18 protein-coding genes and 1 pseudogene are annotated in these 23,937 nt (G+C 53.6%); 4 read left to right on the top strand and 15 right to left on the bottom strand.

The window, feature by feature from the left end; genetic code table 11:
- Positions 1-295: 295 nt before the first annotated feature.
- From D3H35_RS25115 to D3H35_RS25085, 7 genes are all read right to left on the bottom strand, one after another.
- Entirely contained in the window at positions 296-2,644 is a 2,349-nt protein-coding gene (locus D3H35_RS25115; protein WP_158594258.1) for a chitobiase/beta-hexosaminidase C-terminal domain-containing protein, read from the bottom strand.
- 69 nt (positions 2,645-2,713) lie between these two features.
- Complete coding sequence (locus tag D3H35_RS25110; RefSeq protein WP_119151872.1) at positions 2,714-5,770, bottom strand: BTAD domain-containing putative transcriptional regulator; 3,057 nt, start codon at positions 5,768-5,770, stop codon at positions 2,714-2,716.
- A 202-nt stretch (positions 5,771-5,972) separates the two neighbouring features.
- Complete coding sequence (locus tag D3H35_RS25105) at positions 5,973-6,461, bottom strand: GNAT family N-acetyltransferase (protein WP_233568130.1); 489 nt, start codon at positions 6,459-6,461, stop codon at positions 5,973-5,975.
- 226 nt (positions 6,462-6,687) lie between these two features.
- The gene (locus D3H35_RS25100) at positions 6,688-8,382 is read right to left on the bottom strand and encodes a glycoside hydrolase family 66 protein (RefSeq protein WP_119151871.1); all 1,695 of its coding nucleotides are present in this window, start codon (positions 8,380-8,382) and stop codon (positions 6,688-6,690) included.
- 47 nt (positions 8,383-8,429) lie between these two features.
- A complete protein-coding gene (locus D3H35_RS25095; RefSeq protein WP_119151870.1) occupies positions 8,430-9,242 on the bottom strand; it encodes a carbohydrate ABC transporter permease in 813 nt (270 codons plus the stop codon).
- A gap of 13 nt (positions 9,243-9,255) precedes the next feature.
- The gene (locus tag D3H35_RS25090) at positions 9,256-10,143 is read right to left on the bottom strand and encodes a carbohydrate ABC transporter permease (protein ID WP_119151869.1); all 888 of its coding nucleotides are present in this window, start codon (positions 10,141-10,143) and stop codon (positions 9,256-9,258) included.
- Positions 10,144-10,231: 88 nt separating this feature from the next.
- A complete protein-coding gene (locus D3H35_RS25085) occupies positions 10,232-11,590 on the bottom strand; it encodes an extracellular solute-binding protein (protein ID WP_119151868.1) in 1,359 nt (452 codons plus the stop codon).
- A 207-nt stretch (positions 11,591-11,797) separates the two neighbouring features.
- Here D3H35_RS25085 and D3H35_RS25080 point away from each other — a divergent pair, with 207 nt between their 5' ends.
- Genes D3H35_RS25080 through D3H35_RS25070 form a run of 3 tightly spaced genes read left to right on the top strand, consistent with a single transcriptional unit; the run spans position 11,798 to position 15,267 of the window.
- On the top strand, positions 11,798-12,571 hold the full coding sequence (locus tag D3H35_RS25080) for a response regulator (RefSeq protein WP_158594257.1): 774 nt from the start codon (positions 11,798-11,800) through the stop codon (positions 12,569-12,571).
- Positions 12,547-13,413, top strand: coding sequence for a helix-turn-helix transcriptional regulator (locus D3H35_RS25075; RefSeq protein WP_119151866.1), 867 nt, complete (start codon positions 12,547-12,549; stop codon positions 13,411-13,413). The genes D3H35_RS25080 and D3H35_RS25075 overlap by 25 nt, the downstream gene beginning before the upstream one ends.
- A 30-nt stretch (positions 13,414-13,443) precedes the next feature.
- Positions 13,444-15,267, top strand: coding sequence for a sensor histidine kinase (locus tag D3H35_RS25070; protein ID WP_119151865.1), 1,824 nt, complete (start codon positions 13,444-13,446; stop codon positions 15,265-15,267).
- Positions 15,268-15,321: 54 nt separating this feature from the next.
- On the opposite strand, the gene D3H35_RS25065 is transcribed toward D3H35_RS25070, so the two are convergent.
- The 8 genes from D3H35_RS25065 to D3H35_RS35025 form a co-directional block, all read right to left on the bottom strand.
- The gene (locus tag D3H35_RS25065) at positions 15,322-16,437 is read right to left on the bottom strand and encodes a response regulator (protein ID WP_119151864.1); all 1,116 of its coding nucleotides are present in this window, start codon (positions 16,435-16,437) and stop codon (positions 15,322-15,324) included.
- Positions 16,434-16,697 carry a sensor histidine kinase gene (locus D3H35_RS25060; RefSeq protein ID WP_158594256.1) on the bottom strand — a complete coding sequence of 88 codons (264 nt, stop codon included), beginning with the start codon at positions 16,695-16,697 and terminating at the stop codon, positions 16,434-16,436. Before D3H35_RS25060 ends, D3H35_RS25065 begins: the two co-directional genes overlap by 4 nt.
- Before the next feature lie 2 nt (positions 16,698-16,699).
- Entirely contained in the window at positions 16,700-18,166 is a 1,467-nt protein-coding gene (locus D3H35_RS25055; protein WP_119151862.1) for a sensor histidine kinase, read from the bottom strand.
- Between the two features lie 145 nt (positions 18,167-18,311).
- Positions 18,312-21,032, bottom strand: a complete 2,721-nt coding sequence (locus D3H35_RS25050) for an S-layer homology domain-containing protein (RefSeq protein WP_199728601.1) — start codon at positions 21,030-21,032, stop codon at positions 18,312-18,314.
- An 8-nt stretch (positions 21,033-21,040) separates the two neighbouring features.
- Entirely contained in the window at positions 21,041-21,166 is a 126-nt protein-coding gene (locus D3H35_RS35030) for a hypothetical protein (protein ID WP_411675173.1), read from the bottom strand.
- Positions 21,167-21,186: 20 nt separating this feature from the next.
- Complete coding sequence (locus D3H35_RS25040; RefSeq protein ID WP_199728600.1) at positions 21,187-22,428, bottom strand: hypothetical protein; 1,242 nt, start codon at positions 22,426-22,428, stop codon at positions 21,187-21,189.
- Between the two features lie 218 nt (positions 22,429-22,646).
- Positions 22,647-23,471 (bottom strand): hypothetical protein, encoded by an 825-nt coding sequence (locus D3H35_RS25035; protein ID WP_147355934.1) that lies wholly within the window; start codon positions 23,469-23,471, stop codon positions 22,647-22,649.
- 59 nt (positions 23,472-23,530) lie between these two features.
- Complete coding sequence (locus D3H35_RS35025; protein WP_411675172.1) at positions 23,531-23,740, bottom strand: DUF305 domain-containing protein; 210 nt, start codon at positions 23,738-23,740, stop codon at positions 23,531-23,533.
- A gap of 60 nt (positions 23,741-23,800) precedes the next feature.
- Between D3H35_RS35025 and D3H35_RS32905 the strand changes: the two are divergent.
- A pseudogene (locus D3H35_RS32905) lies at positions 23,801-23,926 on the top strand (ABC transporter ATP-binding protein); the annotation flags it as partial.
- Positions 23,927-23,937 lie beyond the last annotated feature (11 nt).

Raw genomic sequence — 23,937 nt, 5'->3', positions numbered from 1 at the left:
TGTAGAACGTGTACGGCCTGTCGGTATCTCGCGTCCTCCGTCACTTAGGGTACGGTTCACCTTAACGGTCGGCGGGGAGTGCGGTCGAGCGCGCAACAGTGGTACGAGTTGGATGGCTTGCGCTTGCTCATGATTTGTTGAAGAAAGCGGCAATGGACCAAAAACGAGCAAAGGCGGTGCAGGGATACCCTCCCTTGCACCGCCTTTTTTAGGTGTTTTTCCCTCTTTAACGAGCGGGCTACCCACAAAGTGAGCCAAAACTTACCTCTGGGACAGCCCCTTCGATGATTTACAATCAATCGTACGACCAATAGAATTCGCTAGTATGATTACCGTTTTGAATCGTGTCGCTCGAATCGTCGGCGGATTGGACGCTGGACACTACGACGCGAATTGGTGTACCCGGTCCTAAGCCCGTCAAGCTGTCGACTTCCAGCGTAACTTCGTTCTCATGGCCGACACCGCCCCGGGTCGCGGAAATCACGGATACCGGCATCATGGATATGCCCATTCCTTGCCAGACCTCGTAGTTGGCGCTCTCTGCCGCCGAGGTCGAAGCCACGGCCTTGCTGAACGTCACCTTCAGAAGGCTTTTCTCCTCCGATTCGCCGATATAGGTCAGACCGGTTACGGCGATCGGCTGCGCGTTGGGATTGATCGTATAATTCAACGTTAACACTTCGCTGGCTGCCACGCCGGCTTGGAAGGCGACGGCTTTGAGCGTCATATTGTTCACGACGTAGATCGGCGAACCTTCATTATACGTAAAGCTATTCATGTCCATGATTTCATCCGTCGGCGTGCTTCCGTTTAACGTATAACGAATCGTCGCTCCCGATGCCGCGCTCAAATGGACATACGTTCCGTAACCGATCTCTCCGCTCGCGACATCGGCCGTCGGCATTGCCGCCTGCAAGAGAATCGTATAGCTCAAGGTCAATACGTTGCTGTTCGTCATGCCGCTTTTTACCGCGATTGCTTTGATCGTCATCGCATGCGTGACGGGGATCGGCTCGTTGTATTCCGTGCCGCCCGAAGCGCTCGGCGTGCTGCCGTCCGTCGTGTAGTAAATCGTTGCTCCCGACGCCGCGCTTAGAGTTACGCTCGTTCCGATCGCAACGGCGCCGCTCGCGACATTCGCCGTCGGCGTTTCCGTTTGCGAGAGAATCGTATAGCTCAAGGTCAATACGCCGCTGTTCGTCATGCCGCTTTTTACCGCGATTGCTTTGATCGTCATCGCATGCGTGACGGGGATCGGCTCGTTGTATTCCGTGCCACCCGAAGCGCTCGGCGTGCTGCCGTCCGTCGTGTAGTAAATCGTTGCTCCCGACGCCGCGCTTAGAGTTACGCTCGTTCCGATCGCAACGGCGCCGCTCGCGACATCCGCCGTCGGCTTCGCGACCGCGCTTGGCGTACTGATGATGACCGGAGGTTCTTCCGAAGCAGCACCAACCGTATACACTCTGGTGACTTGAACTCCGCTAACTTGTTCCGTCACGGAGACGGAAATTCGATCTCCCGTCTCCTTAGACAGCGTATTCACTTCAACAGCCATAGTGTTTGAAGCGATCGTGGCGGAGACGCCGGAGCTTACCGAGAATTTGAATTTCGTCGAATCCTGAGGAGTTTCGCCGAATTGATTCGTCGCCTTAAACGGAATTGCGACCGCGCGCGCGCGGGCAATCGTGTCGCCGGCGGACGTAAACTCGATTTTCACGATTTTTTCGGGCGTCGCGGTTACGGTAGCGGAAGTTCTTTCCCAAACCGAGGGATCGAAGCCCGTCACTGCGATTTCTATTTGTTCCTCTTTCAAATCTTCGTTAAAGGTCAGCGTCGCGCTTCTATAATCCGCAGCCCACGCAACGTTCGCACCGCCGGCAGCGCTGCCCCCTTTCTTGACGGAAAGGGTGATCTGCGAGGAGTCGACGGCTTTATTGAAGCTCACGCTGATTTTCCTCACGCCTACTTGCGTCGCTCCCGCAACCGACACTTTCCCGGGAGGAACGTACTGTTGCTTGGCTTCGTATGCGCCCGTAAGAAGCAGATCTCGCGTTGCGTTGGCTTTACCGCCGAACTTTCCGTCCGCGCCGTTGTCCAACAATTTAAGCTCCAATGCCGCGGCGACGTATCCCTGCGCCCAATTGGATACCGTCGTGTCGTCGCCCGTCATCGCTTTGGCGTCCGCATCCTTGCCTAACACCCGAACCAAAAAAGCGGCCAATTGTTCTTTGGTGACTTTGCCTGCCGGATTATACGTCCCTTCGCCATAGCCCGCCGTGATGCCTGCAGTTTTGAGCGCTTCGATGTAGGGCAATGCGTAGCCGTTGGCGGCATCATCCGCTTGGACGTCGCTGAAGCTGGACGTCTTCAGATCCTTATTAACTTCTATACCCGTTATCAACGCAGCCACCTTCGCGAACTGGGCGCGGTTCATCTCGTCTTTAAGCCCGAACTTCGTATCGCTGACGCCGTCGAAGACGCCCGCGCTGATCAGGGCGTCGAACTTGGCTTTCGTCGCTGCGTCCAGATCCTTCAGGTCGGTAAAGTCCGCGGACGTCTTTGCTGCTGCGGTATTCGGATAGCACGCGGCTGCATTAAAGCCCACAAGTACCGCCAACGCCAAACCTGATAATTTTCTTTTCATCGGATTCGTCCCTTCGTATGCAAAATTCATCATTTTTCTACACAATACAACATCGGGACTCAACAATTCCTAAACAAGTTCAAGCAACCTTCTAACGGCTTCCTTCGGCCCCATTCCGAATTCGGCTTGCAGCATCGTCCTTAACGTCTCGTACTGCTTCATGGCCGATACTCGGTCATCCGCCAACACCAATACGCGAATGAGCCGCTCATGAAGGCGCTCGTTCAGCGGATCGTGCGAGAGCGCTTGACGCAATAGCTCCGCGGCGGCATCGTACCGTCCCCGCTTCTCCTCCCGTTCCTGGAGGTCAATCAGCAGGCCGACATACTCGCTTTGGATGCGAATGCGCATAGGCTCCGCCCATGAGTACGAATGCCCCGCCAAATAGCCCTCTCCGTATAAGTCAATGAGCTCGGCGGCTTCTTGGCTTACCTCGTTGTCCTCCGCCTGTATCGCGGAGGTCCGCAAACGATCCCACTCGTCGAGATCGCAGTCCAATCGGCTCATCTCGATTCGATAGCCGCCTTTCGCATGCTGAACGAGGCCCTCAAGTCCGATCCGTTGCAACGCTTTTCTTAAATAATGCGTCGTCGTATGGAACTGACCTCCTGCCCGCTCGACATCCACTTCCGACCATAAGGTATCGAGAATCCGGTCCCGGCTCACCGCTTCTCCTCGGTGATGGAGAAGCAGCGCCATCAGCTCCTCGGTTTTGGAGGTTCGCCACTTAGGCGTCTCTCCGCTCTTCGTCTCCACGCGCAACCGACCGAAACAACGGATCTTTGTCCGCGAAGATGAACGTCCTACCGGAAATGCTCGCAATACTTGTCTGGCATAACGGGCTTCATTCGCCGTGCTTTCCCCGATCGTCGATAGCAGCTCCGCCATCGCAGAGCCTTCATCCGCGAAGCTTCGAACGAACCCTTGAGGTTCGGAGAGACGCAAGGCGATGCCCAATTTCTCCAGCGCCTGTTCCCTCCGGCCGGCCTTATGCAAAGTCATGCTGAGCAAAATCAGAACGTGTATGCGATCCCGCAATCGATCCTCCTTCGTGAGCATCCGATAAAGTCGCTCCCCAAGAGACAGCGCCGGCTCGAGCAGCCCGTCCGCGGCAAGGACGCGAACAAGTGCCAACTGTTCGGATACTTTGCCCAACGCCGCTTCGTCCTCGTGCGACAGTCCGCATTCCGTCGACCACCGGCGAGCGGACTCGAGGTCACCTTGCCGAATCGCCAGGCTGGCCTGTTCCGCCTCGATCTTGCGCATGAATATCGCATAATCGGGAGAATCGATCATGAGCTTCAGTCTTTCGAGCATAGACGCGGCTTCCCGTCCATTTCCTTTCGCTTGTTGGATTCTCGATGCGGCCACAACGAGTTGAAACCGATTGCTCGTAATCGGCGCGAACCTATCCGCATGCATGATGCGGTTAATCCACTCCTCCGCTTCGTCAAGCCGATTCCATTCATACAAAAGCTTGGCATAAGAGGCGTACATCGGCGTCGCAAACGGATGGTTCGCGTGACCGCGCCAATGGTCTATCATCCGGGTCAAAAATAGAGCCGCACCGTTGTAGTCATTCACGTAACTCAGATGGTCGTTGAACTCTTCGACCGAATAGTGCTTGTTATTGCCGCCTTGCAGAAAAAAGCTGTTCTCGCGGGCATACGCGTCTCCTCGGATGAAGTAGTCCGCCGTGCCTGCAAGGTCTTTAGCGATATAGGCGGCCGTTGCGCAAATATAATAGATCTCTCCCATCATGCCTCGCCATACGGCCGCGTCCATGCGGTCCGCCAGCGCTTCGAACCGAATGCGAAGACGTTCCGCGCGATCCGGAACGTCTTCGAACTGCCTGGTACCGACCATAGCGTACAAATAAAAAAGCTCGACAAGCGGCCTGTCCGATAAGTACGGCCCCGGTACTTGCATGGCCCAGCGAGCGAGCGCGACATTCTTGCCCCCGCTGAGAAATTCGTTCAGGTGCGTCTCGATCAGGCGAACGACGTCCTCATATTGCCTCCCGGCCAAATAATGCTCGGCCGCCTCCTGGACGAAGCCCTGATTCTCGAACCATTGCGCGGCGCGCACGTTCGCCCGCTCCCACAACTCGGGCGCGTTACGCGCAAGCATCGCCTGCAGAAAGTCGGACAACAGATGATGATACCGATACCATTCGCGCTGTTCGTCCAGCGGCACGATAAAAAGCTGCAGCTTCTCCAATTGTTCCAGCTGCCGCTGAGCTCCCGCCATTCCGGTTACCGCCTCGCACAATGCATAGTTCATCTGGCTTAACATACACGTTTGCAGCAAAAAATCGCGAATCGCCTCCGGCAGATCGCGAATGACTTCTTGGAGCAAATAATCGGCAATGTGCTGCTGATGGCCGCTGAATCGGCGGATCGATTCCGCCACGTCGCCGCTCCGTCTCATAGAGAGCGCCGCAAGCCGCAAGCCGGTAATCCAGCCTTCGGTCTGGCCGTACAGCAGGTCGAGCTGATCGACCGTCAGTCGCAATTCCGTCGTCTCCCGGAAGAAATCCGCGGCTTCCTCCGGCCGAAATCGCAGCTGCTCGGTCATAATCAGCCGCAGCTCGCCTTGCGCAAACCACTTGGTCGTCGGAAAAGGGAGATCGTTACGGCTTGCGATATATAAATGAATCGAATTCGGAAGGTGTTCGATCAAGTAGCTCATGGAATCGTGGATGGCCGGGACCGTAACCAGATGGAAGTCGTCGAATAGGATGACCAGTTCTTCGGGCAATCGTTCCAGCTCGTTCAGCAGAGCCGTCATCGCTGGCTCCCTCGAAACGGAAGACGAGGATGGCCCTTCGGCTAATAACGGGAATACCGTCCGGCCGAAGCCGTCCACCCGATTCCGAATCGACTCGACGGCCGCTTCCCAGAACGCGATCCAATCGTCGTCCTGCTTGCTCAGCGAGACCCATGCGACAAGCTTCCCCTTTTGCAAGGCCCATTCGCTAAGCGCCGTCGACTTCCCGTAACCGGACGGAGCGGATACGAGCGTCAGCTTCGCATGCATACCCTCGTCCAGCAACCGAAGCAGCTCCGGGCGAACGACCAAGGCGTGCCGCACTTGCGGGATGTGAATCTTCGTTTGTACAATCATGTGCAAGCCTCCATACCCATCCGACAAGAGAAAGAGATATAGGAATAACTTCGACACCAAACAACAAAAACCCTACTTATTGCCCGTAAGCAATTAAGACAGGAAACCTATATAAACTCTTTAAAAACATTGGCTTTAATTTCTGCCCACTCCGACTTAATGATGCTAAAGTATACGTCATCTCTAGGCTCGCCTTTTGCATTCACATAATTACGCCTTCCTGTTTCGCTCCGAGCTTAAGCACCGCCTTCTGCGACCGTATATTCTCGGTATCTACACTGAGTTGGACACGATTAAAGCCACGGCTCTCGAAAGCATAATTCAGCAATTCAAATTTAGCAGCCTTATTTATTCCGGTTCCTCGATATGCCTTTCCATACCAGGTCCAACCGATCTCAAGCCTCTTGCTTTGAAATACCAGGTTTCCAAAACTTGTAGCTCCAGCAACTTGCCCTGATTCCTTATGGATAACGATAAAAGGATATCTGACCCCATCCTTGCGACTCGAGATCGTTCCTGCTGTATATTCTTTTAAATCCGCCTCGGTTAAAATGTGATTCCCGGTATACTGTGTAATCTCCGTATCAAATATAACCTTCCTTAAGCCATCCTCGTATGACTCATTAAAAGGCACTATTCGAACTATCTTATTTTCTAACATAATATCCTTTTGAAATAACTCATTCACCATGTGCGCATCCTTCCTTTGTCTTTTTTATTCATAAAAATAGCTCATATACTGCCACAACTAAATGAACAATTTGGTATATTGTTTATAATTTTGTCCAAAATTTTCGCATCCTTCCTATTCAATCCGAGAACCCGACAAAAAAAGAAAACGTCCCGCTAAGGACGCTTTCTCGATAGCCTATTTTGACCTGCTCCTCCGACAAGGAGAACCCCGGCGGTCATTCTCCTCACTTCAGATCGATCCACAGCACGCTCCACACTTCCAGAGCGGGGAGCATCAGCTCCAGCGTGAGGCCTCGCAAGCTGTTCGTCACTACATAGGGCAGCGGACGCGCTCGGCCCAGATTGTCGTCCGGGGAGGCGAGAAAGACTCCGGCGACTTCGCTCTCCAGCAAAATCCGAACTTTGATGTCCGTCAGCCGTTCCGGCCGATTTTTGCCTTCGTTCCAGTAATCCTCGTCATTGCCCGTCAGATTAATGAAGCTGATCGTCTTGCGGCTCTCGCTCTCTCTGATGACCGTCCACACTTTTCCCGCTTCTCCATACGTGCTGTAAGCGAGCCCGTCGAATACATACTCCAGGTTGTCCCCGTCGGCGTGAGTCATGGACACGTCCTTCAACTCTTCGGCATAGAGCAGATTGGCGTAACGAATGTTGAAGTCATAATAACGCCGCAGCTCGCTTCGGAACTGTTCCCCTACCGTCGTATAATCCGCGTAGTAGGCCTGTGTCAGTACCGCAGAATTCTCACCTGCGAGCAAGTGGTAGCCGCCGTGCGCCGCAATTGCCGCCGTCAACAGAAGACCGGCGAATCTTGCGCGCTCCGGGTCCGTCTCGGTGCGGAACGGCTTGAGGTAAGCAGCCAGAATGACCGGCTTCCCTCCGCCCGTGTGTTGAGCCCATTGAAGCACCTGACGGATGTGATGATAACGCTCGTAGGGCTTCCAGACCTCGATATACAGGGCATCCTGCTCCGCGCTCGCCACCGGCGCCACGGGCCAGTTCCCGACGTTATTGAAGATGAGGCCGATGTCGTCCTTGCTGCGGGACAGCTCGGCTTTCGTATTGTCGATCAGCTTCGCGAAATGCTCGTCAAGCCGGACCGTCTTCGTTTGTCCATCCCTGATCGAGTTGCCGGTCTTCGGAAAACCGTAGGTATCCATATGAATGCCGTCAAAATCGACAAGCTCCACCGCTCTCTTGTACTCGCCAATAATATGCCGATGCCACGGGCTCTCTTCGGTAATGTCCATGATTGTGAAAATATCGATAAAGTCGTAGGGCTTGCCGTCGCTCTGATAAAGCACCCAGTCCGGACGAAGCTCGGCGAACGGCTTGCTTGCCGCATAGATAGCTCCGTATGCCATCGCCTTCATTCCATATCGATGGCAGAGATCGACTTTCTCCTTCACGACGTCCAAGCTTAGCTCCCGGCCCATCAGATCCGTGTACTCGTTCTTGTCGGCGACCAGATCGTCATGCTTGTACATCCAGTCGTAAAATTGGACAACGTTCAAATGGAGCTTGTTCAGCCATTTGACATCCTCCTCGTCGCCGCTCTCCCGCGCGTTGAAGTCGCTCAAGAACCCGTAGCGAGTCGACCTGCGCCAATCCGAGACGACGTCGAACGACGTAGAGGCGCTATGAAGAACGCCCCCTTCGCTCCCGAGCAGATCGACGTCGACTCCGAACCCGTCGAATTCCGCTTCGCAGCCTTGCAGCATCAGCGTTATCGTGCGGCTCTCCCCGCCCTCTAACGTGACTTCTTCAACCCGTTGCTGCGTTAAGCGTTCCAGCCGACTAACGTTGATCGCGGCTCGCCATACGGCGGCGGATGGTCCCGAGTTCTCAAGCTCCAGCGCAACGGAAATCGGTTCCCCGCTTCGATACTGCGCTTTTAATGGATAAATATCTTTAATCATGCCCGTTCTCTCCTCTTGCGTTCTTTATGCGCGAAGCGTCGGGCCACTTATCCTTTGACGGCCCCCGCGGATATTCCTTTGACAAAATAGCGTTGGAACACGAAGTAGATAGCGATTGCGGGAAGCATCCCTATGAGAGCTGCGGCGGCCATCTGCGTATAGTTGGCTCCGTAGGTTTGCACAAACCGGCCGATCGCGAGCGGCACCGTCTGCCGCGCTTGGCTTTGCAGGAAGAACACGGACTGCGCGTAGTTGTTCCAGGCATTGATGGAATTCAAAATGATCAGCGTCGACGTAATCGGCAGCAGCAGCGGGAACGAAATGCGCCAGAACGCCTCGAACAGCGTGCAGCCGTCGATGACGGCGGACTCTTCGATCTCCTTCGACAAGGTGCGGATGAAGTTCGTGTACAGAAATACAGACTGCGGAATAAACCCGGTCGCCAGCAGCAGGATCATCGCCCAATGGGTGTTGATGCCATGAATGGACTTCATGAGAGAATACAGCGGAACCGTATTGATAATGCCGGGAATCATCATGCTGAATAGCAGAATATTGAAGCTCAGCTTGTTGTACCAAGTGCCGATCCGGGCGAACACATAGCCCGCTCCCGCAGAGACGATGACCGACAAGCCGACGCTTCCCGCCATAATGATGGCCGAGTTCAGCATAGCGTTGCCCAGCTTGGACTGCTTCCAAGTGTCGGACAGGTTCCCCCACTCCAAGTGGCGAAGCAGCAGCCCGCTGTCTGCCAGACTAACGGAGGACGGAGAAAAAGCTGTAAACACCAGAACATAGAACGGAATCAACGATATAAGGGCCATAACAACCAATACGGCGTACAAAGATGCTTTTCTCATGGACCCTCCCTCCCTAATTGTCGTAATCGGCTTTTTGCATCAACTTCAAAGCCGCGGCGACCGGGATCAGAATAACGATGAACATGATAATGGCCACTGCCGTCGCATAGCCGGTATGACCGTTGAAGGAAGAACGCATGATGAAAATGCTCATGGACTCCGTCGAATAGCCGGGGCCTCCGTCCGTTAAGGCGGAGATGACATCGAACACCGCCAGCGAGCCGATCAGATTCGTTATGACATTGATGCGTATGGCGGGAATGAGCAGCGGAATCGTCATATAGCGCACCGTCTTCCAGTAGCCCGCGCCGTCCATCTTGGCTGCCTCGATCACTTCCGGCGAGATGCCTTGCAGACCGGCCAGAAAAATGATCATCGCATACCCGACGAACTGCCATAGATTGACCGCAATGATGACCCCTAACGCTTGATCCGGCGAGCCCAACCAATCTCTGTACCAGGATTCCAGATGAAACATCTCCAGAACCTCCAGCAGCGCGCCATTCTCCGAATTAATGAGCAGCAGCCACACGTACCCCATAATGAGCGGGCTAATAATAGCCGGCATATAGACGAAAGTGCGGACGAAGCCGCGCCCGACCAGAGGACGGTCAAGCAGCAAAGCATACAACAAGCCCATCGCGCACAGAAGAACCGGGCTGATCAGACCGAAAATCAGAGTGACCCGAAGGGCGTGAATCGCCCTGTCGTCCTTGAAGAACTCGATAAAATTGTCCAGGCCGATATAATGATAGTCGGGTGTCAGCCCGTTCCAGTCCGTCAGACTAATGTTGATGCCCCGAACCAAGGGCGTAACGAAGAAGACGGCAAACAGCGCGAGGGCCGGAATAGCCATGAATAGATGGAGACGCGCGTTCAAGCTGCGCACAATACGGGTCATGCTTGCTCACCTCGGAAGTCGAATGCAGGCTCGGACTTCATCGATCCGATGCTCCGAACCTGCATTCCTGCTGTATCGTGGGGCTGATTTACTTGGCGACGTCCGTGTAGCCTTTGTCCCAATTCTCTTTGAACGTCTTGGCGAAATCCGCAGGCGTCTTGTAGGCGCCGACCAGCAGCTCCTGCACGGTGCGTCCGATGGCGTCCGAATTGTAGCCGCTTGGCGTCCAAGGCCAACGAGAGGCGACGAACGCGACCTGTTGATCCTCTGCAACATCCTTGCTGAGAATCGACCAATCAGCCGAAGCGTCCTTATAAACGCTTGGAGAGTTTCTTAACGTAGAGTACGACTTCTGCACGTCCGGGCTCATGAGGAATTCGACGAATTTAAGCGCCGCTTCCTTGTTGGCAGACTTCTCGGATACCGAAACCGCACCGTCCGCGCCGCCGATCATGTAAGGCTTGTCGCCCGGAACAAGTGCCGGAATCGGCCAGAAGCCGATTGGGGCATTCGGGTTCTTTTTCTGGATGTCTCCAAGCGCCCACATCCCCTGAATAACGAACGCGGCTTTGCCGTTAGAGATCGCATCCAACTGGTTATCGTAGGAGGCGGATGCCGCATTTTTGTTAATAAGGCCTGCGCTTTTCAAATCCATAATCGCTTTGGCGAAAGTCTCAAGCCGTCCATCGGCTTTATCCAGCTCCAGCTTGGCCGCATCGTTAGCGACGAATGCCTTGTTGGCCTCCTCGATTCCGAGAGACTGCTGGATGCTGCCGAGCGGCAGGAATTGCGCCAGCTGTCCGAGCGTCCACGAATCTTTGCCTCCCAAGTACAGCGGCGTTAGCTCGCTTTTCTTTTCCTTCACGGATTTCAGAGCCTGGGAGAACGCTTCCCATGAATCCGGCCTTTGAATGCCCAGCTCGGCGATGATGTCCTTGTTGTAGTACAAGCCCGTATAGGAGACGGTCATGGGCAGGTAGAACTGCTTGTCGGACCGGTTCGTATCGGCGATGCTTTGCTTGATGGTCGGGTTCGTCAGCCTGTCCCAAATCGCGGAATCGCCGGAGAAGTCATGGAACAGATCCTGATCGTAAAATTCCTGCGGAACCTGCGCCAGCGCAACGATGTCGGGCGCATCGCCCGAGGCGATCTTCACCTTCAGCACATCGGACGCCGTCTTCTGGAATTCCTGCTCGACCGTAATGCCCGGATTTGCCGCGCTGAACGCTTTAATCTGCTCGTTCAGCCAATCGACCGCTTCAACGGTACCGTTCAGCAAAGTCAGCTTAACCGGCTTGCCGGTCTCCGCTGCCGGAGATTCGCTTGCGTTCGCGGAAGATGGAGCCTCCGCCGAAGGCGAGCTCTTTTCGTTGTTCCCTCCGCAGCCCGCAAGCAAGACGGAGAAGACGACGGTCGCTGTTGCCATCGACATCCATTTCTTATTCATTGCATGCACCCCTCTAATATGATAGCGGATGGCCGGCACGATATGGCGTTGCTAACTTCCCGGCTCCTGTTCTTAGCATAGATCATGATCGAATGCGACGAAATTCCGTTTTTTTCTCCGGAGGGGTCGATTTTTTCTGCTTCCCTTATCCCCTTTCGGAAGTTTGGTATACTACAAGTATTCACTTACAAGGAGCGCGAGATGAGCTTGTATTCCGTATTAATCGTAGAAGACGAGGATGTTCAGAGGGAGTTTCTCCGCATGCAAATTCCCGCCTTGGATTCCCGCTTTGTCATTGCCGGAGAAGCGGTCGACGGCAGGGAAGCGCTTGATTTTCTATCGCGGCGGGAGGTCGATCTGCTCGTTACGGATATCAAGATGCCTGTCATGAACGGGCTTGAGCTGTGCCGGGAAGCGTACGCGAAATATCCGCGCATGCGAATCGTCATCCTATCCGGCTACGAGGAATTCGAATACGCTCGGCAGGCGCTCAAATACAAGGCCGAGCAGTATTTGCTCAAGCCGCTTGCCCGGGAAGCCATGCGCCGCGTATTGGCTCAGGTAGCCGATCATTTCGAGCAGGTTCGTTCAGACGAATCGGCTCTTCGGGGTCTCCGCGCACTCTCCGACGAAGGCCGGAAGCAGGTGGCCCGACGGCTCCTGCAAGCTCTGATCGCAGGCTCGCAAGCGGAAATCGGCACGCTGTTCCCGCTAACCTACCGGATGAAGATTCCTCTTTTCGAAGGGGAGGGGCATCTACTGCTGCTTGAGATTGACGAGAGCTCGTTGCGCGACAAACGCATCGGCTATCAGGAGACTTCCGTCTTCCACTACATTCTGAACCAGATCGCCTCGGAAACTGCCGAAGGCTGCGAGCTGGCTTGGACGACGTTCGACGATCGGGAGAGAACCGCCGTCCTGCTGTCCGGTACGGAAACAAGCGAGCTGCTACCCGAGTGCGGGAGCTTTACGGACAAATAAACGCAAATATGCAGGCTGCGACCGGCCTTACGCTGACCGGCGGACTCGGCGTCCGAATCGAGGACGTCCTTCAGCTCGATGCTTCGTATCAGTCGGCGTTAGCCGCCTCCTACCGGCGGTTCCGTTCCGGGGGCAACACGCTGTACGAATTCGGGGACGGCCCGGAGTCCGCCGTCGCCGATACCGTAGACGATCTGCTGCAGATCGTAAAGAGAATCGTCAACGATCCCTTTGCGGACAAGCGGCTTCGGGGTGGCCCCCTGCTTGCCGAGCTTCTGTCCGAGCCGGACGACGCGCCAGCCAATTACGTCTACAGCTTCGGCGCCTTCCTGCTTCGCGAGCTGGAGCGAGGATCGGAAGAGCGGCGGCCCGAGCAATGGAAGAGAGCTTGGCAGACGCTGGACGGACTTCTGCCGTCGGACGCGCCGACGCAGACGCTTGATTCTGCGAACGCGGCTTACCAAGCGGCGCTTGACACCTTGCAGACTCCGACCGCAGCGGCCGATAAGTCTGCCGATGCGAACGAGCCGAGAATCGTAGACGATATACGCCGATTTATCGAGGAGAACTACGCCAAGCCGATCTCGCTCTCGCTGCTGTCGGACACGTTCCAGCTGTCGCAGCAGCACATCAGCACCGCTTTTCACAAGCATGTCGGAATGCCGTACATCAAATACATGACCCGGGTTCGAATGGAGAATGCCGCGCGTCTTCTCTCCGAGCAGCCGGATGCAAAAATTTTTGAGATTGCCGAAAGTACCGGTTACGCGAACGTCAAGCATTTCAGCTACGTATTCAAAAAGCACTTCGGAGTTACACCGGGAGAATACCCTTCTCGCTAGAAGCAAAACAGACAAGGGGAGTTAGGCAAAATGGGGCGCAAGCGGAGAAAGCTCGATGCGTTGAAGAGGCAAAGCATTAAGATCAAGCTGACGGGGACGACTATCGTGCTTTTTCTGGTCGCCATTTCGGTTGTGTCCCTGCTGTCTTACAATCGCTACACGCTCGATTTTCAGAAGCAGTCCAACGAACGCACCCAACAAATTCTCGATCAGCTGTCTCTTAACATCGACAATTATATCGACGACCTGTTCCGTCTGTCCCTATCCCCCTACAACAATCTTCAAGTGTTGCAGCTGCTCGATTCCCCCGCTCCTCAATCCGAGTACGAGCAGCTCAAGCGGGAGAGACAGGTCGAGGATTTCCTTAATCAGATGATCGTGACGCCGAGGCTGGACATTCTCCAGGTGTACATCATTACCTCCACCGACGTCTACACGAACGGCCGCGCCGTGAATGTGGAGCCGCTCGACCCCGATTTTCGCGAACAGGAATGGTACAAGAACGCTTTAAACACTCAGAAGCCTACCTTCCTGCCCGCCCAGACGACGATCAAGTCCAATCCCCATGTGAAGGTGTTCTCCGTCGTCAAGCAATTGCGGAGTCTCAAGGATACGACCCGTCCGCTGGCAATTATTAAAGTGGATGCGAATTACTCGGGCATCGAGAATATCTGCGACAAGGTTAACCTCGGCGATCGCGGCGGCCTCCTCATTGCCGACCGGAATGGGAATGTGATCTATTCAAGCATTCGAGAGGTCGATACCGGAACGCTGTATGAAGCGGTTCGGAGCAGCGACGCATCCCGATTCCATCTCAAGGAACACGGAGAGAACTACCTCGTCGCCTCTTCGGAGATTACCCGGGCCGGGTGGTCGGTTATATCCGTTAATTCCGTGAACGAGCTGAACAAGAGCGCCATCGTAACGAGGAACTTCACGATCGTCATCGCCGCCGGGTGCGCGCTGCTGGCCTGCGCCGTGCTGTTCTTCATGATGCGCGTCTTTCTGCGGCCGCTCTTCCAGATGGTCTCGCTGATGAAGCAGGTGAAGCTGGGCAATCTGTCCGTTCATTTTCCGGACAGCAAATCGGAGGACGAGCTCGCTTATTTGGGGGCGTCGTTCAATTCCATGATCGAACGGATTCAGGAGATGCTCACGGAGAATACCCGCTTGACCAAGGAAATTTTCGAGACCCGCTTTCTTCAGAAGGAAGCGCAAATCCAAGCCTTGGTCAGCCAGATCAGGCCGCATTTCATTTACAATACGCTCCATACGATCGGCGCGTTGATTCAAGTGGGACGGCCGGAGCAGGCGACGGACAATCTGGAGAAGCTGAGCCTTATTCTGCGCGGCTACGCGAACATCGATCAGACGATTACGCTGCGCAAAGAGATCGAGCTGTTGGAGGCTTATCTCGGCATCCAGCAGAGTCGTTTCGGAGACAGACTGAGGTATGAAATCTCGATTGACGAAGCGCTTAACGATTTTCTCATTCCCGCTATTTTGCTGCAGCCGATTGTGGAAAATTCGGTCATTCACGGCTGCGAGGAACGCAAGGAACGGACAACGGTTCGGATTACCGGGCGGATAGCGGGACATATGCTAGTGCTTGCGGTGGAAGACGACGGCAACGGCATCCCGCAGCAGAAGCTTGCGGAGCTTACCGACAAAATGAGCTCGGACGTCCGCTTGCAATTGGAGCGTCCGGGCGAATGGGAGCTGAGGAGCGGAATCGGTCTCATTAACGTGCACAATCGGCTGCGCATGCAGTACGGCGAGCCTTTCGGCTTGAAGATTGACAGCACGCCCGGCCTCGGCACTATCGTCACAGCGACGCTCCCCTACCCAGCCTGATAATGGTGCGAGGCTCGTACGCGACAAAAAATACCCGATCAGCGTAGAGGACGCTCATCGATATTGTTCATAAATCCGGCGAAATTCCTCAGAAGGCTGCACGCCGAGCTCTTGAAGCAGCCACTTCGTATAGCGTTCATAATGATTGTATAGTTCCTGCCTGTCTCCCATAGCTCCGAGTATATTCAGCAGCAACAGATTGGACTCTTCTTCAAATTCATTACGGGATACCATTCTTCTCGCCATTTGCGCCGCTTCTCGATACCTCTTCTGTGCCAGCAGCCAGTCTGCCAGGCGCTTGGCTAAGGAAACGTACAATATCGCCAACCGCTCGCGTTCCATAGTCGCCCACTCAAATGATCTGTCCTCGAACAGGTCGCCTGCAAACTGTTTCTCCAGCTCGATTGCGTCCGCTTCATTGGCTTCGTTGATTTCGGACAATTGCTCCGCGCCCTGCGCAAATTGAATAAAATCCACATCGGCCTGATCCAAGTCAACACGATACTGCTCCTGCGCTGAAACGACGATCTCCTTGAAACCGTGAGCCGACAACGCTTTTCTTAGCTGATAGACTGCCGTATTCAAATAGATTTCCGCGTTCTTAAGAGGCATCCCCGGAAATACAGCCTCCAAAATTCGGTCTTTGCTCACACTGCGGCCTCGATTAACGAGCAAATAGGCGAACAGCTCCGTGCTTTTTTTGGAAATCCATTTCACGACTCCCGCTTGCTTGCTGCTGGCCTCGAAGCAGCCCAGTCCCCGAACCGTCAGCCGATTAGGCTCGTGGCCGCCGGTATCGTCGGAAGCAGCGCTGCGTCTGGCAGCCGCTCTGGCGATCGTCTGGCTCAGTCGCTTTCGGGAAATCGGCTTAACCATATAGTCCAATGGATAAACATCGTAGGCATCCATCGCATATTCGGCGTGAGAAGTCGTAAACACGATGTCAAGATCCGCACGAACCGAACGCAAGCTGCGAGCCAGCTCCAATCCGTCGTCCGCGCCGATCTGAATGTCCAAAAACGCGAGATCCACATCCCCGTCCCGAACGAAGTCTGCCGCCTCTTGAGCGCTTCGGAAGCTCCCAACAAGCTCCACGCCATCCATACTGGCCAGCAATCGCTTCATAGCAAGCAGCATGGCGGGCTCGTCGTCCACTATGAGAACTCTCACCCCTCTGCTCCGCCCCTCATCGTGAAGTAAAATGCGCTTCCTTGTCCGGCTTTGCTTTCCGCCCATAGGCTCCCGCCGCTTCGCTCGACGAACTGCCGGCTTACGAGCAGTCCAAGTCCCGCACCCTTCTCTCCCAAGGTGCCCGCCAATGAGTGAAGCGGCGTCCCGCCAAATAACCGACGAAGCTGTTCCTCTTCCATCCCTACCCCGTTATCTCGAACGGATACGGTTACCGTATCCCCCGACAACTGGGCATGCACATCTATCTTCCCCCCAGTCCGGTGAATTTGATAGCATTGGACAACAAATTTCGGATAATTAATCCGAGCACTTCCCGATCCACATATACGCGGGTGCCTAAGCCAATTCCGTTATTCACGCTTATCTGTTTGGCCTCGCTGTTAATAAGCAGCACCTGACAGCACTCCTCCACAACTTCAGCTAGCTCCAGTGACTGTGGACGAAGAGTCATGTCTTCCCGCTGGCTGCGGAACCACTCTAGCAAATTATTAGTCATACCGAGAGTATTCCGAATTTGGCTGCCAAGCATCTCGACGATTTCCCGATGATCCGCACCGAAGCTCTCTCTATCTTCTTCCAGCAATTCAACGAGTTGAAACTGCGCCGCCAGCGGACTGCGAATATCGTGCGACACGATTGTAATCAGTTGATCCTTCAACCGGTTGAGCTGTGCAATCTGCTCCAGATGCCGCTGCTTCTCCGTAATATCGACGATAAGAGAGATGCTGCCCTGCCCCTGCTTACGCAGGATACGTAACGGATATACGTTCACACTATAGATCTTTCTTTCTCCATCCAGCCATGCGTCGATCTCTACGCGGCCCTGTTGCATAGACGTACACAGCTTATGCCATTCCGGCCAAGCCGCCAATAACTCCGCGATATTCCGACCGTCAACAGCTCCGTACCCTATCTCTGAGAACCATTCGGAAGCCCTTTTATTGCTGTCGATGATCTTCCCTGAAGCATTCGCTATCACCATGCTTTCTTGAAGCGTATCCATCACAATATTTCTGGCAATCGGAACGGTAGCGAAAAATTTGATCCGCAAAGTGATCGCCAGCATCACGGTCCCTGTAAATCCGCAATAAACCGAAAACGGAAGCAACCAGGACGACGATACGGGGTTCGCGAGCTTTGCAATCTCAAGCACGATCGGCAAGGAGGCCAGCAGCAGAACCCACATCCCCGGCTTGCGAAAATCGCTGCGGATGTTCCGTATATACTGAAAAAGAAAATAAAGACAGACAGCCAAAATGCCGTAACAAGTAACCGAGAAAGCGACCGAATAGGGGGTTCTCGTCGTTATTAAATGGCCGTTATCGAGCTGAATCGTACGATAGATCGCATGAAGCTCGGGATCGAGCCACGACAGCAGCGACCAGAGCGCAAATACCGCGATCAGCATGATCTTCCATAGCGGCTTGACTAATTTTTCGCGACCGATCAACTGATAGACGAACAGGAGAAAAAAAGGCACCATTAAGTTCATCGCCGTACTCTGAATATGACGGAAAAACAGCTTTTCATCCAATAAATCGCTGCTTCTCTCCATAATGATCCCGCTTGAATAAATAATCCGGCACACGATCACGCCAATGAGATAGCGTACTCCGCGTTCCCTTCTAAACCCGTATACAAAAAATAAGATGACGCCCATCATAATCAACGAAGCAATCATAAAGACAAGCTCTACAGTGGAATTCATCAGGCAGATCCTTTAGGTTTGGCATGAGAGGTTACTCTTTCATTATTTCTCTCCATATAGTATACGACAATTCGACAAAAAAGACTGACCCGCATCGTCATTAAGAATGACAGTACGGATCAGCCTGAATCTACGCTCTATGGGGTTAGTGAAGAGCTTTCCAAAGCCGCAAAAGAACGACGGCAGCTTCGGCTCTTGTTGTTAATCCATTCGGTATAAATTGATTGCCTGCTCGTCCTACCAGAATCCCGTGCACGCGGGCCGCCTCGACATAAGCCTTAGCCCAGACCGGAATTCTGGCATCGTCAGCGAAGAAGGGGCTTGCCGCATTGCCAGCCTCCCACTTCATTACCTTGGAGACCATCGCAGCCAGCTCCGACCGGTTGATCGTTCGCGTTGGCCGCAATGTCCCGTCGGAATATCCTTCGAGAATTCCTTCGGCTACTGCGGTCTGGACTGACAGCCGCGCCCACTCGGGGATGCTTGTCCTATCGCTGAAGGACATCTCGCTCGACTCGTTACGGATCGGGAGTTGAAGGGTCCTAAGCAGCATGACGGCGAATTCCGTCCGAGTAATATAGCCGTTCGGCACGAAGGTGTGTGCATCCACTCCCTCCACGATCCCCAGCTCTGCCGCTTCGCAAATAGCCGGCTTGGCCCAGTGCTTCTCAATATCCGTAAATGCACATACAGGTGCTGAGGACTCTTCTTCGCCGCTGGCAAGACGATTAATCGTTAGCGTATACGTCTTGACGGTTCCATCCTCAGCTTGAACTGTGATCGTAAGAACATTGGCTCCCATAGCCAGAGGAACGGCTGTCGTCTCCCCTATGCGTGTTCCCAACAGCGTAACTATCGCATTGGAATGAGCGGGAGCGACCCGCAGCTCGATCTGTTCCGCATCCGTCTCTGCCGTATACTCCGTCGTTTCGGGCTTGAACTCCGGCGATAATCCGAGCGGCTTTCCGGATGCATTTACATTTAATTTAGCCAGCTCCGAATTGCTAGAGAGGTTTATCGTTGTTGTCGGCGGCGGCGCTGCGGCCACTGTAACCGTAGAAGATAGGCTTGCAACTTCCGCGCCGTTTAGATAAACGGTTAAAAGATAGCTTCGAACGGTAAGGGCGGCGTTTCGCGGAAGAGAAACGGTTGCGGTCGCGCTTGTGTCGCTGCCGACGGTCGCTGTGGCAGCTTCGACCCCATCCACGTATACCTTCACCGTCTGTCCGGTTAGGTTGGCGCCTGTAATGGTAACTGCTGCATTGCCTCCGGCGCGCGGTAAGCCGGTCGGGCTAGCCGAAATATTCGCAACCACAGGCATAGCTACGACAAAGCTTGCGCTTGCCGCGTCAAGCGTATTGTGGATGGCATTTTCGACCGCGTCCCCGGCAACGTTAACCTCGTATACGCCATCATCCAGCGTGCCGCTAAAGCTTAAGGTGAACGTTCGTGAAGGCTCGTCATAGCTTGGCGTATAGGCGGAGAATGCTCCGCCGTCCTTAGTCATGCTGATCAGGGGCAGCGCATTGGCAGAAGTAAGTTGAGCGCCGCCCGCAACCCAATAGACGGCTTCGCTGACGGTAACGGAAGCTTCCGCTGGCGGTGCGGCGAATCGCTGATGATCGGTGAAGCCGCCAAAGGCAACTATCGGCTTCGTCGTATCGTACAGCAAGCTGAGCGTATTGGATGCTGTATTGCCGTGTCCCACTGCATCCGTTGCCGCTCCTGCGTCAACCGCTACAGTCACGGCTTGACCGCTCATTGTTGGCGTAATGGTAGCCGTGTAGGTCGCCGCGGTCACGGAAACCCAATTCGACGCTGTGCCATTTGCGACCTCAAGATCTGCCTCCGTAAAACCATTCACACTTTCGCTGAACGTTATCGTTACAGGAAATGAGGCGTTTACCGTGCCGCTTGCCGAGCTGGATACGGTTGCTGTCGGTGCGGTGTTATCCAGCACATAGGGACTTGATACGGCATCTACAACATTCCCTACCGCGTCCGATGCTCGAATGTGCAGGTACCAGTTGCCGTCGCCGCTTGTCCGACTTAACGTATCCTCATTGCTGAAAGCTGCCCATCCTCCAGTCGGAACGGCTGTGCTTTGCGTCCACGCATATTGCAAGGAATTGCCATCGACTCCGCTTTGCGTATCGGTGACCGTTACTTTGGTTGCTGCGGATGTCGCTGCCGTTGCCCGTCCGTTAGTGCCAAACAACACGGCCGGGTCCGTAGAGTCGATCGCTAACGTAATCGTATAGGTTTGGCCAGACAGCAGGTAGGGCTCGACACGAACCGGAATAACCGTATCCGTAGTCGCTCCCGCTATGTTAATCGTCTTCGTGCCGCCGCTGGGCAGCAACTCATTGTTCATGTATATACCTGCCCGGGCTCCGCTCGCAAGCGTCGGCGTAACATCGACACTGGACAGCGAATGCCCGTCAAAATAATACGTGTAGGCCGTGACTGAAGGCTGAAAGGATTCCGTAAAGTCCCCTTGCTGCAGCGTAAGATCGCTCAGTTTTGCATTCCCGGGTACATTAGCTTGACCATTACCATTAAGTCCCCAAGCGACCGCGGTGCCGTCTGCTTTTAAAGCAAGCGAATGATTATAGCCTGCAGAGATCGCCACTACTCCGTCTAAATCTGCCGGAACGTTGGTTTGACCAACGTCACTTTTCCCCCAGGCGACTACGGTGCCATCCGATTTCAAGGCGAGCGAATGAGCAGCTCCCGCGGCAATCGCCACTACTCCCGTTAAGCCCGCTGGCACATTGGTTTCACCATTAGTATTGTACCCCCAGCCGACTACGGTGCCGTCCGACTTCAGCGCTAGCGAATGGGCAGTTCCAGCAGCGATGGCCACTACTCCATCTAAGCCCGAGGGCACATGGTTTCGACCATCGGCACTGCTCCCCATGCGACCACGGTGCCGTCCGATTTCAAGGCGAGCGAATGATGATCTCCCGCAGCAATCGCCGCTACTCCCGTTAAGCCCACTGGCACATTGGTTTCACCATTCAGATTATACCCCAGCCGACCACGGTGCCATCCGACTTCAGCGCTAATGAAAAAGCATTTCCTGCGGCGATGGATACAACGCCATTTAAGCCCGCAGGCACCGTCGCTTGACCATCATAATTGTATCCCCAAGCGACCACAGTACCGTTCGATTTCAGTACAAGCCCATGAAGATTTCCTTTATCGATTGCCGCCACTCCGCTTAAGCCCGCCGGTATGTTGAGTTGACCGCTGCCGGTGCTCCCCCAGCCGATCACGGTACCATCTGACTTCAGCGCTATGGAAGAATTTCCTCCGGATGCGATGTTCTTCCCCTTGATTGGTGAAGAAAGACCCGCAGGCACCGTCGTCTGACCTTCGCTATTGTCTCCCCATGCGACGACCGTGCCGTCCGATCTTAACGCGAGCGAATGAGACCATCCCGCACTCATCGACACCACATCGGTCAAACCAGCAGGCACAGCCGTTTGACCCTGAGACCCCCATGCGACGACGGTGCCATCCGATTTCAGCGCAAGCGAAGAATCTCCTCCTGCGGCGATCGACACCGCTCCGCCTGTTGCCAATTGGGCCGGTATTGTCGTTTGTCCCTGATTGTTGAGTCCCCAAACGACGACCGTACCGTCCGATTTCAGCGCGAGCGAATGATAGGCTCCTGCGGCGATCGACACCACTCCGCCTGTTGCCAATTGGGCGGGTATTGTCGTTTGTCCCTGATTGCTGTCTCCCCATGCGACGACCGTACCGTCCGATTTCAGCGCGAGCGAGTGCTCGTTTCCGGCGGCGATGGCTATCACATCCGTCAAGCCTGCCGGCACAGACCTTTGACCCTTGCTATTGTCCCCCCATCCTATAACCGTTCCATTCGACAGGAGCGCAAGCGAATAAGAGCCTCCTGCGGCAATCGCCACGACTCCGCCCGTTGCCGCTTCATCTGGAATGGCGGTCTGACCATATCCGTTGTCGCCCCATGCGACGACCGTGCCATCCGATTTCAGAGCGAGCGAAAAATAGTTTCCGGCAGCGATGGCTATCGCATCCGTCAGATCCCCCGGCACGGTCGATTGACCGTTACTTCTGGCGCCCCATGCGACGACGGTACCATTGGATTTCAACAAGAGGGAGTGAGCAGCTCCCGCGGCCATTCGTATTCCTTCCGTGCTTCGAACTCCCTCTTGTGACGCATAAGCGGAATGCGAGCCGTAGGGAACCAGCCAGCCAAGCATCAATACGAGGCTCATAACAAGGCTAATCCTCGTTCTCCATTTAAACGATAACAAGATGTATTCGCTCCTTTGTTCCAAACCTATTTCGGTAATATTTTCTCCATTGGAATTTTAACAAAAGGCTATGAAAGGAAAATGAAAGGAGCTGCCGCAGCAGCTCCTTTCATTTTCCTTGAAACATATATTGTCCGTTCAGCAATAAGAGTCACTTGGCCTCAGAGACGGTCGTATGGTTAAGCCTCGTTTATCATTTTTCGAAACTCTGCAGCCGTTTTGCAGACATAAATTCGACTGCCTTCGGCAAGACTCGTTAACAAGCCATCATCGGATACAATCGCAGTCGATCCACTGATATATAAGAGGTGAAAATGGTCGGCTATATCATTTTTACCATAGGGTTCTCCTTTGACTGTACTCAGCAATCGATGAAAAGCCTCCGCATAAAAATACACTTTTAGAGATCGATCATACGCCATAGCAACTTTAATATACTGCTCATACTCATTTGCCGGACTAAATCCTGTCATATCTATTATGTGTTCTCTGACAAGAATCTCACTATTCACTTGAGCCTGCGCATGCAGCAGCTTATCTTCGAACATTGCTTTCCTGTATTCTTTCTTCCTATCCTTTGAGTTATTCTTAGAAAAAGAATCAATAAATAATTTTGATGTTTCTACACCAAAATTCGACAATGTCTTATCATAGGACTGTATTTTTCCACTGTCTCCCCCTTTTTCTGCCGCTCTTATAAATTCATCATAGGAGTCTGACTCTAATACCCTCATATACATGTCTTCTACAATTCTAATATCTATACTATCGTCGTAAGGTAAGCCAAAAGAATCATACAGCACTTTGGTTGGGGTCTTCCAATGAATATCTATTTTTGACTTATGTAATTTATTCAAAATAGACTTTCTTTTTATGTATGAGTTTGTATCTACAATTCCAGCCAAAAGCTCAAGAACCGTGAAGAAGGAAGTGTATGCCTTTATACCTCTCGGGCGTATTAATTCTAATTGGTTTGCAAGATTATACAGCGCGTTTGTTTCCAAATAGTATGTGATTGTGTTCGCACTCCTAAATAATTGCATTTTAAAGCATGCCGGCTAGATTAGCAATTATCGAGGTGATTCAAGAGGTGTTTCAATTGACGTATGCCCTCGCATTGGGTAGTTATGATTGCATAAAGAATAAGCTTTAGCCCTGGACAGATATTGAACTGAAGAACGTTATTCGACATTCGTACGGCACCCTCATGATGAGGAATCATCTCTCGTACAAAATTGGCATTTACACCATTCGTTACGGGAGCTGTCCCCATCTCAAAAAACATCGTTTGTGCTATCGGCTCGAATCCTCTCCTATATGCAGATCGTTCGAAATCATTCGCGCATTGGTTAAAGACATTTTCGGGCTTGATTGCACGGTGATCAAAGATCCCCTTTCGGGATCTCCCTTGGTAATACCAAAGGGACGCTATCATGTTAACGATGAAATTACTTCTTAATTAAAGGAGCA

Source organism: Cohnella faecalis, assembly GCF_003570905.1.
GTDB lineage: Bacteria > Bacillota > Bacilli > Paenibacillales > Paenibacillaceae > Cohnella > Cohnella faecalis.
The sequence above is the reverse complement of the archived record's forward strand: the minus strand, read 5'-3'. Positions and strand labels throughout refer to the sequence as shown.